We start from the raw sequence: 13,837 nt of genomic DNA, 5'->3' as shown, positions 1-13,837 counted from the left end.
TCGGTAAATCATTTTTTGTGAGCTGATCCGCTAAGTTGCGGCGAGTTGGCGACAATTGTGGACAAACCGTCATTTTCACAAAATAGCCCCTATCCAGCCGCCAGAAGAGCGTCTCTACTGATGCCTGAAGGACGCGAGCTCGCGCTGTCGTCCGTGCACAGGTTGTTATCAGGAGGCATACATGGCGTCGGATCCGAGTCGTACCGATCAGGCTGATTCAAACCAGCGAAAGTTTCGCAGTTTCCGGGATGTGAGATCCGCGCTGCTCTCACTGGTCCTGCCGCTGTTGATGGTTGCCTGTGGTGGTGACTACAGTGGCAATAGCACTCAGGCGGAGCTCAGTGCGCTGAGTTGTGCCGGCAATTCGTCTTTTCTGCCAGCAGCCGCCACCAACGTGGCTGGACAAGGCCATTACGTGAAGCAGTGTCAGAGCTGCCACGGCGCATCTGGTGATGGCTCGCCGAGTGGCCCATCGTTAGTGGGCTGTACCTCCTGCGGTGACATCGATACGCTGACGAACCGCATCGCCACTACAATGCCCACCGCGGACGTCACCCAGTGCGACGTCGACTGCGCGCGTGAAACAGCCGACTATATCCTTACGGCGTTCAAACAGAGCGCCACTTTTGCCGATGCCTCCTGTGCCATCGAAGGTATCGAGGTCATGTCGCCCGAGAAAACCCTGTACAAGGCCTCACTGAACCTGGCGGGTGAAGCGCTGGATCGCGACGATGTCGAATTCTTCGCACAAAGCGGCGAGGGCGGCATCGACGATGTGCTCGATGTGGTCATGGAGTCTCCAGCGTTTTATGAACGTCTGAAGGAGATCTATAACGATCGGCTGCATCAGGACAAGTATCTGCCCAATGAGGACGCTCTGAATCTGCTGGACAGCACCGAGTTCCCGAACCGCAAATGGTACTCGACCGTCGCGAGCACCAGTGTTGCTGGTCCTGAGCGCGACCTGCACTACTTCCTGAGAAACGAGACCAATCAGGCCATCGCGCAGGAGGCGCTCGAGCTGGTGTCGTATGTGGTTCGCAAGAATAAACCCTTCACTGAAATACTCACTGCCGATTACACAGTCGTTAACGCGTATTCTGCACGCGTGTTTGGCTATGATCCGGATTCGCTCGGTTTCGCGACCATCGATACAGCCGCCCGCAAGCCGTTCAAGACCTTCGATCAGCTACCTGCTGGCTTGCAGTCGTACGCCCGCTACGATCCCACCGACTTCCGAGAGGTCCGCGTCAGCATCCAGGGCGGGTCGAAATCTGGTACAGCGCTTCCGCATGCCGGCATCCTGACCATGCCGATGTTCCTCAACCGCTTTCCTACGACCAACACCAACCTGAACAGACATCGCTCGAGGATGGTATTCGAGATCTTCCTGGATACCGATATTCTGCAGATACCCGGCAGTCGTGAAGCGGCTGCGGTTGATGAAAGCAGTGCCTCACCAACGCTGACCAATCCTGACTGCGTGGTCTGCCACAAGGTCATGGACCCTGTTGCCTCGCTGTTCCAGAACTGGGACGACCGTGGCCGTTACAGTCTGCGTCGTCTGAGCCGGACACCGTGGCCTGCCGATATGTACTACCGGGGTATCAATGGCAAGATCATGCCCCTCGAAACCCACGTCGACAATTCAGTGCAGTGGCTAGGTGCCGAACTGGTGAAAGACGCCCGCTTCGCACGGTCTACCGTCAAGACGCTGTATGAGGGGTTGACGGGTCAGACTGCGCTGTATCCACCAAGCGAACTCTTCGGGGCCGATTCGGTAGAGCGCGCTGCCTATACGGCACAGAGAGCCTTCCTCGGCGCGGTAGAGCGCGAGCTGATCAACAGCAACTGGAATATCAAGACGGCCATCAAGGAGATCGTCAAAGGGCCTTATTTCCGTGCGGAGTCAATCAGCGCCAATCAGGCCATTCATGCCACGGCTGGCACAGCACGATTGCTGACACCGGAAATGCTGGATCGAAAGATCGTGGCGGTGACTGGCATGCCATGGAAATATAGCTGGCAGAGCCGCTCCAAGCTGCACAAGCTGGAAAGTGGTGGATATAACGCCTTGTACGGCGGCATGGATTCCGATGATGTGACTTCACGCATTACCCAGCCCAACGGTCTGATGGCTGCAGTGCAGGCGCGCATGGCGAGTGAGATGGCATGCCAGTCGATCGGCCGCGACTTCTACAGGTCACAGCAGTCACGCTTCCTCTTCCCGCTGGTGACGAAGGATCAGGCCCCGCTCGATAAGAACGGTGGCGTCGATGCCGCAGGTGAAGCCGCTATTCGTGCCAACCTTGTGCACCTGCACTGGAAGCTGTTTGGCGATACGGTCAGCAGCAACAGTCCAGAAGTCAACGAAACCTACGCTGTGTTCCTGAGCGCGTTCAATGCGGGCAACGAGCTCATCGCGGCCAACTCGGGCAACTGGTCGATGAAACGGCTGTTCTGGGACTGCTCGGTGCAAAAGGATCCGGTTACCGATGCGAACCTGGCGGATGTCGACAAGATTTACCTTGATGAGCGCTATGTGATGCGTTCCTGGCAGACAGTGCTGAACTACATGTTCGCCGACTTCCAGTTCCTGTACGAATAAGCGCGATCGGGAGAATGATGATGGACAGAAGACAATTCATGAGAATGGTGGCGGCCTCTGGTATGACCCTGGGCCTACCCGTAACCGCCAACCTGGCACAGGCCGCGCCGAACCGGTTCTGGGTGAGTGTGCACGCGAGTGGTGGTTGGGATCCTACCAGTCTCTGCGATCCCAAAGGTGACGCACCTCGATCGGATGGTCGGGGCCCGGTCAACAACTTCGCCGCTGCAGATATCAAAACGGCTGGCGGCATCGCCTACGCGCCGATACCAACCACGATCACCGATGCTGTGGCCAGAGCAGACATCGAACTGATGTACGACACGTTTTTCCAGACCCATGCTGGCCGGCTGTTGGTTATCAACGGTGTTGATACGCGCACCAACAGTCATAGCACTGGAACCCGGATGACCTGGAGCGGCAGCCCTGATCTTGGCATGCCCGCTTTCGCGGCACTGGCTGCTGCCGCGTCGGCACCGAATGAACCGATGTCGTTCCTGACCAACGGTGGCTATGACTATACCGATGGTATCGTCGCTGCCGCCCGGGTTTCGGGCTCTAGCCAGTTCTCGTCGCTGGCGAACCCGAATCATCCCTCTAATGGCAGCAGCAATCGCTATCTTCCGGATACCACATTCGATGCTATGGCGGCGCAGAAGCGACAGCGGCTCGAGCAGCTCATCAATGGCGAGCAGCTGCCACAGCGGAAGAAGTTGATGAGCGATCTGCTCAACGTCCGTAGCGCCGGCCAGAATAATCTGGACGCCATTGCCCAGAAGCTGGCTGGACGAACCACCAGCGGGCTCAAGGGCCAGTCTGAAATGGCCGTTGCTGCATTTGCAACAGGTCTGGGCGTAAGCGCGAATCTGGTGAGCGGTGGATTTGATACCCATGGCAACCACGACACCAGTCATTTTGCGCGAATGCGAACCCTGCTCGACGGCGTCCACCATCTCTGGATGCGGCTGGAAGAAGAAGGTCTGGCAGACAGAACGACGGTGCTCATCAGCTCGGACTTTGGTCGTACCCCTTACTACAACAGCGGCAACGGCAAGGACCACTGGAATGTCACGAGCGTAATGGCCATGGGCGCAGGTATTCGAGGCGGCCGTACCATAGGCGCGACTGATCCGGAGTTCAGGGCGCTGCGTGTCAACCCGGAAACCTTCCTGCCGGACAGCAATGGTATCGTGTTGACACCGGCCCATGTGCATCGCGCGTTGCGCCGTCTGGCTGGCATCGAGAGCGCAGATCTCGACCGTCGCTACCCGATATCGGCCGACACACTCAACCTATTTTCCTGAAGGCAGATTCCACATGATACTGACCCGTTTACTTGCATCCCACCGTGCGACCCAAGCGCTCGCCGAGGCGCCTCGCTTGTGGCGCATTACAGGTTCCTTTTCGGTCGCCTGTCTACTCGCATCTGTGCCCTTCACTACGCCCGATGCTCATGCGGCCACACCAGCACCGGATTTTCAGCTTCCGGTCCTGAACTCGGATTCAACCCAGTCATTGAGCGAGTACCGCGGCATGATCGTCTATGTCGATTTCTGGGCCTCTTGGTGTGGGCCTTGCCGAAAGTCGCTGCCTCAGCTGTCGAAACTGCGCAACGAGCTGGTCGAGGCAGGGGATTTCGAAGTGCTCGCCATCAACCTCGATGCGAAAACCGAAGATGCCACCCGCTTTCTCAGTCAGTTCCCTGTCAGCTATCCAGTACTGCTGGATCCAAAGGGCAAGACGCCAGAAGCCTACGGTCTCGTCGGCATGCCCACCTCCTACCTGATCGACCAGAAGGGCAATATCGTCAGCAAGCATGAAGGCTTCAGAGACGGCGATATCGAAAAACTCAGAAAAGAAGTTGAAACATTGCGGAAGGCGAAACAATGAAGCATGCAATCGAAATAAGCAGCTTTGCGAAGAGACTGCGTGTGCCGGCAGCAACTCTGCTGATGATTACCATGGTGGCAGGCCTGCAGGCTTGCGCTCAGGTCAAGCCATGGGAGCGCGGCGATCTTGCTCGAAGCGAGATGGCCTGGGATCCGGACCCTCTGGCTTCCACACTCGATTCTCACATCTACTTTGCCAAGGAGGCATCGAGCGGCGGCTCGGCGGCAGAAGGTGGCGGCTGCGGCTGCAACTGATTCCCGCACATTCACCAGCATCTCATTGATCAGCAAAGTGGTAGATCATTCATGAAAGCAAATTCGTCTTCCAGAGCCCTTTTGGCGCTCTCTGCGGCTGCGCTCGGTATCCCCGGTCTGGCTTCCCTGGCACCGGCGGCCTTTGCAGAAAGCCCGCCGGAGCGCACCACCGTCAGCTACGCCTATACCCAGTACGAGGAGGATGATCTGGACGCGAGCAAACTTGCTGTTGGCTCACGTGAGCGCTACGACATCGATGTGCATCAGCTCGGCCTGATCACCGCGTTGTCTGACCGCTATGGCCTATCGCTGAATTTTGCTCGTGAAACAATGTCCGGCGCATCGCCTCAGGCGATTTCGACTGACGTTCAGGGTAATCCGCAAGTCGTGATGAGCGGGGCCAGTATCGGAGATGAACGCCTCGACGTCAGCAGCACTTTACGGCGCTACAACGAAGACACTACGGTGGGTGTCACCCTCGGCTACTCGGGCGAAGACGACTACACCGCCTTTAGCGGCGGCGTGGACGGCAGCCTGACCTTCAATGATCGCCTCGATACTGTGTCCGGCGGCATTGCGGTATCGATAGACACGGTCGAGCCAACACAGCCGACAGGCTTCACAAGGCCAGAAAGCGAAGACAAGGACAGCCTCACGGTCTTCGCAGGCTATACCAGGATCCTGACCAGCGTGTCGCAAATCCAGGGCAGCCTGAGTGCGACCCGCAAGAGTGGTTATCTCTCGGACCCCTACAAACTCGAGGACGAACGGCCGGACGAACGCCTGCAGCTCGCCGCGAGTGCGCGATACCGCCACTTCATCGAAGTTGCAAATGCGGCGGCGCACGTCGACTACCGCATCTACGGCGATGACTGGGGCATCATGTCGCATACTTTGGACCTCGCGTGGTACCAGAATATCAATGCCAATCTTCAGCTCGTGCCCAGTTTCCGCTATTACACGCAGGGGCAGGCAGACTTCTACGAACCCCTGACCAGTATCAATACCACCGGTGAGCGTTCGTCAGATTTTCGACTGTCGCCCTATGGCGCAGTGACAGCCGGCATCAAGGCGATCGCATACGGCTATGACTGGAAGATGAGCGTCGGAGCCGAGCGCTATGTCAGTGATGCAGACTTTGCCATCGAATCAGTCGATCGACCCAATCCCGCACTGGTGGAGTTCACACGAATTTCGATCGGTTTCGAGTACTCGTTCTAGCGCTATCGGCCAACCCGGCCGATACTCAGTTGCATGACTGACTTCGGCCTGCATCACTATCGTTTCAAAGCGCTCGGAGGCCCCTGTGAGCTCCGGCTGGGCGGTCCTCGTGTCGAGGCTGACCGCTGGTCGGCGCTGGCCGTGGATCTGCTGCAGAGCTTCGAGCAGCGTTATTCGAGGTATCGGCCCGACAGTATCGTTTCGAGCATCAATGATCGAGCCGGGACCGGGCAGTGGACCGAGACCGATGCCATGACCGCAGCCTTGCTAGACTACGCCGACCAGGCCTTCGCCATGAGTGACGGCCTGTTCGACATTACCTCCGGCATACTGCGGCAGGCCTGGGACTTCAGGTCCGATCAACTGCCCTCGCAGGCTTCGTTGCAGGTTTTGCGTGGCAGAATCGGATGGGAATTGGTAGAGCGCAGCAGCGACGCTGTTCGACTACCGCTGGCAGACATGGCGCTGGACTTTGGTGGTTTCGGCAAGGAATACGCTTGCGACGCCGTCGCTACCTTGCTTCGACAACAGGGCTGCAGCAGCGGCTTCGTTGATCTCGCCGGCGATATCGCCATGGTCGGTCCAGACCCGGCCGGCGCACCGTGGATCATCGGCATCCGTCATCCTCGAGCGCCTGAGCACGCGATCACCTACACCAGCCTGGCAAGTGGCGGCTTTGCAACAAGCGGCGACTACGAACGTTTCATGATTGTCGATGGTCAACGCTACTGTCATCTGCTCAATCCGAAGTCTGCCATGCCCGCGAGAACGCCAGCGAGCATTTCTGTGGCTGCAGAAGCCTGTCTGCTGGCTGGTACCGTATGCACTATCGCCATGCTGAAAGAGGATGGCGCTAATGCCTGGCTCGATGAGCTCGGGCTACCCTATTGTCTGCTGCAGCACACATTGACAGCGACACATGACCTGAGGAGCGCTTTACGGCTAGGACTGGCTGTGAGTACACTGCCTGAAGTGAATCAGGCTCGTCCGGGGAAGTCATTTAACAGCACCTGAGCCGGTGCAGACAGGGCCTATTGATGATTACGCTTTACCAGTTTCCCGCCCTTTTTGGCGTTCGGAATCCCAGTACGTTCTGCCTGAAGGTAGAAACCTATCTGCACATGATCGATGTGCCTTTTCAGATTGAGACCGTGCTCGACCCACGGAAGGCACCAGTCGGCAAGCTGCCGTATATACAGGATGAGTCAGAGGACAAGGTTCGCGTCATTCATGATTCGAATCTGATCATCGCCTATCTGCATGAGCGCTATAACATCAGCCTGGACGCCTGGCTCAGTCCGGAAGCCCATGCCCAGGGCCAGTTGCTGTCTCGCGCACTGGAAAATCACTATTACTGGGCGATCGTCTACAGTCGTTTCGCGGGCGAAAACTGGCCCCTGGTCCGTCAGGAGCTCAGCGGACTGTTCTCCCATGTGGTGCGTTACGTCGTGCCGACGCTGATGCAGGTGCAGGCGAAGGCGGCCCTCAAGGCGCATGGCCTGGGTCGACATACGCCCCGGGATATCTACGATATGGCTAACGCCGATATGGCCTCAGTGGCCATGGTGCTCGGCAACAAGGACTACCTGTTCGGTGACAAGCCCAGTAGCCATGACGCTACGCTGTACGCGATGATTCACAATGTGCTGAGATCACGTTTCGACAGCCCGCTGAAGAATCTGGTCGAGGAATCTTCCATGCTGACGAATTACGAGCGCCGCATTCGCGAGCGCTACTTCGAGCCGCACGACGACCATAGCCGCTAGATCGGTCTGAGCCTCTGGACCTACTTGGAAAAGTAGGTATAGGCCTGCAGGCCGCCTTCAAGCTCAGCCAGCAGTATGCTTCGCAACTCATCTGTCAGCTCAGCCTGCTGCACCTTTTCAGTACAGGCTGAAAGCAGCTCGTTCCAATCGTAGTTAACGTAGGACAGCACCCGCTTCACGGTATCGCCATGCTGCAGGTGATCGAGCCTGAATCGACCATCATCGCTGATGCGCACATCGACCGAGTCGGTATCACCGAACAGGTTGTGCAGGTCTCCGAGTATCTCCTGATAGGCGCCGGTGAGGAAAAAGCCCAGCAAGGGGCCGTGGGCGCCATTGGCAGCCTTGAGATCTTCCCGCTGAAAGTCGGGCACCGGTAGCGTCGTTTCGATGCCGCCACTGTCGACGTAGCTGTCGATCCTGCCATCGGAATCACAGGTGATATCCTGCACCACTGCCCGCCGCAGCGGTGGTCTGTCGAGGCCGGCCAAAGGTAGTATCGGGAAGATCTGGTCGATACCCCACACATCCGGTAACGACTGGAACAGCGAGAAATTCACGAACAGCTTGTCGGCCAGCTTGTCGTTGATCTCATCAATGATGTCGCGATGCGTGCGCTTGGAACGGTCAAGCGTCTGTTGCAGGCGCAGGCAAACCTGCTTGTACAGCTGTTCTGCCGCAGCGCGCTGAGCCAGTGACATGGTGCCGTGGATGAACTGCGCCTGTGCCTCCTGCAGGGCGTGGGAAGCGTCATGATACAATTCGGCAGCTGTTCTGCTGCGATTGCGATCCATCACCGCCAGATAATCCTGCTGCAGTTCCGATAGCGGCGCTGGCATATCCGGGGCAGCATCGCCGCCTGAGGCCTGCATGGCCTTCGCCTGCTGTTCATCGACCTCGCTGCGCTCTTCATCGATGATGTTGGTCACCAGTATGGCGTGATGGGCAGTGAGCGAGCGTCCGGATTCAGTAATGACATCCGGCTCAGGCAGGTCATTCCGTCGTGCCTCTTCCTGCAGGGTTCGCAGCACCTGAAAGGCATACTCTTCCATGCTGTAGTTGATTGAGTAGGCGCTTCGCGAACGCGTACCCTCGTAGTCGATACCGAGGCCGCCACCAACGTCGACGGTGGCAATCGCGGCACCGAGCTGCATGAGCTCGACATAGAAACGGGCGCACTCGCGCATGCCCGTCTGGATGTCTCGGATGTTTGCGATCTGGGAGCCGAGGTGGAAGTGCAGCAGGGTCAGGGTGTCCAGCGAGCCGGCCGCACGCAACTGCTCGACAACGCTGAGAATCTGACTGGCCGAAAGCCCGAACTTGGACTTCTCGCCGCCAGTGTTCTGCCAATTGCCCTTACCGATACTCGAAAGCCGCGCCCGCACGCCCAGCAAAGGCCGGATCCCGAGCTTCTCGCTCTCTTCCAGCACAAGTTTGAGCTCATCGAGCATCTCGATCACGATGAACACGCGCATGCCGAGGGTCTGCCCAAGCAAGGCCAGCCTGATAAAGGCGCGGTCCTTGTAGCCATTGCAGACGATGGTGTCACCTGCACGGCTGAGCGAGAGGACAGTCATCAATTCTGGTTTGCTGCCCGCTTCGAGCCCAATCTGATGGCGTGATCGAGCCGGTTCCGCGCGGATGATCTGCTCGACCACATGGCGCTGCTGATTCACCTTGATAGGATAGACCGCCGTGTAGCCGCCCTGATAGTTCAAGCGCTCACGGGCATCGTTGAAAGCGCCGCACAGGGCATTTACCCGGTCGTGCAGAATATCCGAGAAGCGCAGCAGGATAGGCAGCGACAGTCCGGCGTCGATACAGGCCTGCGTCAGCTCACTCAGGACCAGTCCATCATCCGGATCGACCGCGGTCGATCCCCCAGCGCGATGAGCATGGGGACGCACTCGCACCATGCCCTTGCTGTCGATCGTGACGTAGCCTTCACTCCACTGTGCGACATTGTAAGCGGCCATCGCCGCATCGGGTGTCCACTGCCCGCCGTCCATCGTCATCGTTCGTCTTACCTGTTGAGCACGAGAATCAAGCCGGAACACTACAACATGCGGCCCCGCCACGCCACACCGTCCGGCATCTGGACAGGTTGATCACATGGCCCCTCAACGACGTAACGTACGCTATGACTGTAGGCGCCAGTGACTTATAGTGTCTGCCTAAGTACCCACCCCACCTTTCATATCCGAATATTCGCGGAGGCGACTATCATGGCTGAGCACATGCCCGGCTGGTTTACCGAAATCTTTCAGGACCAGGGAACCGGTTTCTCTTTGGCTATCGATGCCAAGGTTCACGAGGAAAAAAGTCAGTACCAGCATATCGAAATCTACCAGACCAAGACCTTCGGCAAGCTGATGGTGCTCGATGGCTGTGTCATGCTGACAGACCGCGACAACTTCCTCTATCACGAGATGATGACGCATCCGGCGCTATTCACTCACAAGGCGCCTCGCGACGTGGCTATCATTGGTGGTGGCGACTGCGGCACTCTGAAAGAAGTACTCAAGCACCCGGATATCCGCAAGGTCACGCAGGTCGAACTCGACGAGCGGGTGACCCGTGTGGCGGAAGAGCACTTTCCAGACCTCTGCAGCTCGAATGACGACCCACGCGCCGAGCTGCTGTTCGAAGACGGCATCAAATGGATCAATGACGCAAGCCCAAATTCACTGGACCTGATCATCGTTGACTCCACCGATCCAGTCGGTCCGGCCGAAGGTTTATTTGCAGTTGATTTCTACCGCAATTGCCACCTGGCGCTGCGGGAAGGCGGCTTGCTTGTACAGCAGACAGAATCGCCGCTGCTGCATGCAGATACCATCATCAAAAAAGTTCATGCCGACATGCGCAAAGCAGGCTTCAAGACCAGCCGGACCTTACCGTTTCCGCAGCCGGTGTATCCGACTGGCTGGTGGAGTTGCACCATGGCAGGCAAGCAGGACAACGTGACTTTCTTCCGCGAAGCCGATGCCGCAGAGCGCAGTTTTCGCACTCGCTACTACAATGAAGACATTCACAAGGCAGCCCTCGCGGTGCCTGAGTTCATGAAAGCTGCATTGAAATAAGCTGGTGATCGAACGGCTCCGGATGATGGAGCCGTTCATGACAGCTTCCTTCAGGTTTCCGATCATTCAAGTAGCAGCTGAAATTAAAATGTAATATGTTAGCGATATCGTGCTAACACACCAACGTTGCCTGTCAACCTTTTTTAACGCGGGAACTAGTGGCCGTTGAGCTGTCGACCTAATGCTTCCACTGCGAGGGCAGCAATTATCAGAGGATCTGTTTTTGACTGCTATGTCAGATATTGACGTCAAACCGGAACGCAAACACGCCTACGACAAGGAAGAGCTGATCGTCTGCGGTCAGGGAGACCTGTTCGGAAAGGACACAGCGAGGCTTCCCGTACGGGAAATGCTGATGCTCGACAGGGTCACCCATATCGACTCCGACGGTGGCGAGTTCGGCAAGGGCTCCCTTGTTGCTGAGCTCGATATTCGCCCCGATCTATGGTTCTTCAAGGTACACTTTGTCGACGATCCGGTCATGCCGGGTTGTCTAGGCCTGGACGCTATGTGGCAGCTCGTCGGCTTCCACCTCGCCTGGTCAGGATACAAGGGACGCGGCCGAGCTATCGGCGTAGGTGAAGTGAAATTCACTGGCCAGGTCATGCCTGATGCGAAGCTTGTGACCTATGAAATACATATGAAGCGGCTGATTTCACGAAAGCTCACCATGGGCGTCGCGGATGGTCTGATGAAGGTTGATGGTGAAACAATATATGTGGCAAAAGATCTGAAAGTCGGTCTTTTCGAACAGTAAACAGCACCTGACCAAGCCCGACCAGCGGCCGTGCTTCGTAAATGCCATGAATGAATCAACTGAAGGTTCCACGATGAAACGTGCAGTGATTACCGGGATGGGCATCATTTCCTGTCTGGGCAATGACATCAAGACAGTCACCGAAGCTTTACGAACAGGCCGCTCTGGCATCCGCTTCAATGAGAAATACCGCGATGCCGGGCTCAAGAGCCAGGTTAGTGGTTCAGTCGATATCGATCTCGAAGCGCACATAGACCGGAAGCTTCTGCGTTTTATGGGTGACGGTGCAGCCTACGCCTATCTATCGATGCAGCAGGCTGTTGCCGATTCGGGTATCGACGAAGCCCTCCTGAGCAGTGAGCGAACGGGTCTCATCATGGGCAGTGGCGGCGCTTCGACCAGTAACGTGGTTGAATCGGGCGACATTGCCCGCTCACGTGGCGTCAAGAAAATTGGGCCCTATCGCGTTACCCGAACTATGAACAGTTCGGTAAATGCCTGTCTGTCCACCGCGTTCAAGATTCGTGGCGTCAATTACTCGATCACGTCTGCCTGTGCTACCAGCTCCCACTGTATCGGTCACGCTTGGGAGCAGATTCAGCTCGGCAAGCAGGATGTCATCTTCGCTGGCGGTGGTGAAGAAGAAGACTGGACACTCGCCATGCTGTTCGACGCTATGGGTGCCATGTCTACGAAGTACAATGATGTCGCGTCGACCGCCTCCCGGCCCTATTGCAGCACCCGTGATGGCTTCGTCATCGCAGGTGGCGGTGCAACCGTCGTCGTTGAGGAGCTCGAGCATGCACTTCGCCGGGGCGCGCCCATTTATGGTGAGCTGGTCGGTTATGCTGCAACTTCGGACGGCGCGGACATGGTTGCGCCTTCTGGTGAAGGTGCTATCCGGGCCATGAGGCAGGCCAGCGAGCAGGCGTTCGCTACCGGCAAAGGCAAGCGAATCGCTTACATCAATACACATGGCACCAGTACCCCCGCAGGTGACATAGTTGAGCTAAACTCTATTAGAGAGGTTTTCGGTCATGACCTGCCGAAGATCAGTTCAACCAAATCGTTGACTGGACATTCGCTTGGCTGTGCAGGTGCACACGAAGCGATCTTCAGTCTGATCATGCAGAAGGAGGGGTTCATTGCGCCGTCTGCCCACATCCAGAGCATTGATGAAAAAGCCGCAGATTTCCCCATCGTACAGAAGCCGGAGAACGACGATTCGCTTGACCTCGTTATGTCCAACAGCTTCGGCTTCGGTGGTACCAACGCCAGTCTGGTCTTCGCCAAGTACCCCCAGTCCTGATCTGGGTGCATCACCACGAAAGAGCAGTTCAGCTGTCAGCTCATTGCGTCAATTGAACTGCCTGCTCGCCGCGCTGCTGATGGCGGCGGCGCCTTTTGTCTGGAGCCTTGCCCCCACTGCAGCCTCAGCCGACACAGTGTCTCTGGACGACGCTGATGAGGTCGAGGTACTGCAGGATCCAGCGAGCGATGCCGCTGTTGCAGATGTTCCAGTCGACCGTGTCGTAGTCAGAAAGAGCCAGCGCCTGCTGCTGCTGATGAAAAACGACAGTCCCTTGCGTGCGTATCCAGTCAGTCTTGGTGACGAGCCCAGTGGCCACAAGCAGTTTGAAGGCGACGAGCGTACCCCAGAAGGGGTTTATCTTCTCGACTGGCGCAATCCGAACAGCCAGTTCACCAAGTCGATCCACATCTCCTATCCCAATGAAGCCGACCGGGAGTTCGCCAAGGCACTGGGTCGCGACCCAGGCGGCATGATCATGATTCACGGCCGTCCGAACAGCTTCGAACGCAAGAAGCTGGACCGCTACATGCTCGAAGACTGGACAGATGGCTGCATCGCGGTCAGCAATGCTGCGATGGAAGAAATCTGGGAGCTGGTGCCGTTGAATACACCGATCGAGATTGTGCCTTGAAGGCAGTGGTGTTCCAGTGCGCAGGACCCGCCGTGTATACCTCCCTGTAGGCTGCCTCGGCCATCCATGGCCGAGGATGTCCTGCACACTGGAACACCACTGCCTTTAGCAGGGTGTCAGAGCGGCCAAAAAGCGGTTCGGCATCCGCATATCGGATTGCAGGCGACGATATGGATGAACAAGCACAGTTTACAGAGGCACTGGAATTGATTCGGCCTTTCATCACACAGCAGCTGTTCGATACTTGTAACAGTCTCAACATACTTGGTGAATGGGAGTTGGCACTGAGTCATTGCGTTGCTTCACTTGCGAGCT

General features: G+C 57.2%; 12 protein-coding genes. 11 read left to right on the top strand and 1 reads right to left on the bottom strand.

Annotated features, from left to right (window positions below):
- Positions 1 to 181: 181 nt before the first annotated feature.
- From ACH3PB_RS16490 to ACH3PB_RS16460, 7 genes are read left to right on the top strand one after another with little or no spacing between them, the layout of a single operon-like run.
- On the top strand, positions 182 to 2,608 hold the full coding sequence (locus tag ACH3PB_RS16490) for a DUF1588 domain-containing protein (protein ID WP_416396532.1): 2,427 nt from the start codon (positions 182 to 184) through the stop codon (positions 2,606 to 2,608).
- A gap of 20 nt (positions 2,609 to 2,628) precedes the next feature.
- A complete protein-coding gene (locus ACH3PB_RS16485) occupies positions 2,629 to 3,912 on the top strand; it encodes a DUF1501 domain-containing protein (RefSeq protein ID WP_416396531.1) in 1,284 nt (427 codons plus the stop codon).
- A 13-nt stretch (positions 3,913 to 3,925) separates the two neighbouring features.
- A complete protein-coding gene (locus ACH3PB_RS16480; protein WP_416396530.1) occupies positions 3,926 to 4,498 on the top strand; it encodes a TlpA family protein disulfide reductase in 573 nt (190 codons plus the stop codon).
- A complete protein-coding gene (locus ACH3PB_RS16475; RefSeq protein WP_416396529.1) occupies positions 4,495 to 4,752 on the top strand; it encodes a DUF4266 domain-containing protein in 258 nt (85 codons plus the stop codon). Before ACH3PB_RS16480 ends, ACH3PB_RS16475 begins: the two co-directional genes overlap by 4 nt.
- A gap of 51 nt (positions 4,753 to 4,803) precedes the next feature.
- Complete coding sequence (locus ACH3PB_RS16470; protein ID WP_416396528.1) at positions 4,804 to 5,973, top strand: DUF3570 domain-containing protein; 1,170 nt, start codon at positions 4,804 to 4,806, stop codon at positions 5,971 to 5,973.
- Positions 5,974 to 6,006: 33 nt separating this feature from the next.
- Entirely contained in the window at positions 6,007 to 6,987 is a 981-nt protein-coding gene (locus ACH3PB_RS16465) for an FAD:protein FMN transferase (RefSeq protein WP_416396527.1), read from the top strand.
- 23 nt (positions 6,988 to 7,010) lie between these two features.
- Positions 7,011 to 7,739, top strand: coding sequence for a glutathione S-transferase family protein (locus tag ACH3PB_RS16460; RefSeq protein WP_416396526.1), 729 nt, complete (start codon positions 7,011 to 7,013; stop codon positions 7,737 to 7,739).
- Positions 7,740 to 7,759: 20 nt separating this feature from the next.
- Here ACH3PB_RS16460 and speA read toward each other — a convergent pair whose 3' ends face one another.
- Positions 7,760 to 9,754, bottom strand: a complete 1,995-nt coding sequence (gene speA / locus ACH3PB_RS16455; protein WP_416396525.1) for a biosynthetic arginine decarboxylase — start codon at positions 9,752 to 9,754, stop codon at positions 7,760 to 7,762.
- 210 nt (positions 9,755 to 9,964) lie between these two features.
- On the opposite strand from speA, the gene speE reads away from it, so the two are divergent.
- The 4 genes from speE (at position 9,965) to ACH3PB_RS16435 (ending at position 13,522) form a co-directional block, all read left to right on the top strand.
- Complete coding sequence (speE, locus tag ACH3PB_RS16450; protein WP_416396524.1) at positions 9,965 to 10,822, top strand: polyamine aminopropyltransferase; 858 nt, start codon at positions 9,965 to 9,967, stop codon at positions 10,820 to 10,822.
- Between the two features lie 232 nt (positions 10,823 to 11,054).
- Positions 11,055 to 11,579: a bifunctional 3-hydroxydecanoyl-ACP dehydratase/trans-2-decenoyl-ACP isomerase gene (fabA, locus tag ACH3PB_RS16445; protein WP_416399479.1), complete on the top strand. Its 525-nt coding sequence runs from the start codon at positions 11,055 to 11,057 to the stop codon at positions 11,577 to 11,579.
- Between the two features lie 73 nt (positions 11,580 to 11,652).
- Complete coding sequence (gene fabB, locus ACH3PB_RS16440; RefSeq protein WP_416396523.1) at positions 11,653 to 12,888, top strand: beta-ketoacyl-ACP synthase I; 1,236 nt, start codon at positions 11,653 to 11,655, stop codon at positions 12,886 to 12,888.
- Between the two features lie 43 nt (positions 12,889 to 12,931).
- A complete protein-coding gene (locus tag ACH3PB_RS16435) occupies positions 12,932 to 13,522 on the top strand; it encodes a L,D-transpeptidase family protein (RefSeq protein WP_416396522.1) in 591 nt (196 codons plus the stop codon).
- Positions 13,523 to 13,837 lie beyond the last annotated feature (315 nt).

It is taken from the genome of Allohahella sp. A8, from assembly GCF_047946665.1.
GTDB lineage: Bacteria > Pseudomonadota > Gammaproteobacteria > Pseudomonadales > Oleiphilaceae > Allohahella.
This window is presented reverse-complemented; position numbering and strand designations above follow the sequence as displayed.

Coding starts and splice junctions, on each gene's coding strand:
- ACH3PB_RS16490 (WP_416396532.1), top strand. CDS start 182: ATGGCGTCGGATCCGAGTCGTACCGATCAGGCTGATTCAAACCAGCGA.
- ACH3PB_RS16485 (WP_416396531.1), top strand. CDS start 2,629: ATGGACAGAAGACAATTCATGAGAATGGTGGCGGCCTCTGGTATGACC.
- ACH3PB_RS16480 (WP_416396530.1), top strand. CDS start 3,926: ATGATACTGACCCGTTTACTTGCATCCCACCGTGCGACCCAAGCGCTC.
- ACH3PB_RS16475 (WP_416396529.1), top strand. CDS start 4,495: ATGAAGCATGCAATCGAAATAAGCAGCTTTGCGAAGAGACTGCGTGTG.
- ACH3PB_RS16470 (WP_416396528.1), top strand. CDS start 4,804: ATGAAAGCAAATTCGTCTTCCAGAGCCCTTTTGGCGCTCTCTGCGGCT.
- ACH3PB_RS16465 (WP_416396527.1), top strand. CDS start 6,007: ATGACTGACTTCGGCCTGCATCACTATCGTTTCAAAGCGCTCGGAGGC.
- ACH3PB_RS16460 (WP_416396526.1), top strand. CDS start 7,011: ATGATTACGCTTTACCAGTTTCCCGCCCTTTTTGGCGTTCGGAATCCC.
- speA (WP_416396525.1), bottom strand. CDS start 9,754: ATGACGATGGACGGCGGGCAGTGGACACCCGATGCGGCGATGGCCGCT.
- speE (WP_416396524.1), top strand. CDS start 9,965: ATGGCTGAGCACATGCCCGGCTGGTTTACCGAAATCTTTCAGGACCAG.
- fabA (WP_416399479.1), top strand. CDS start 11,055: ATGTCAGATATTGACGTCAAACCGGAACGCAAACACGCCTACGACAAG.
- fabB (WP_416396523.1), top strand. CDS start 11,653: ATGAAACGTGCAGTGATTACCGGGATGGGCATCATTTCCTGTCTGGGC.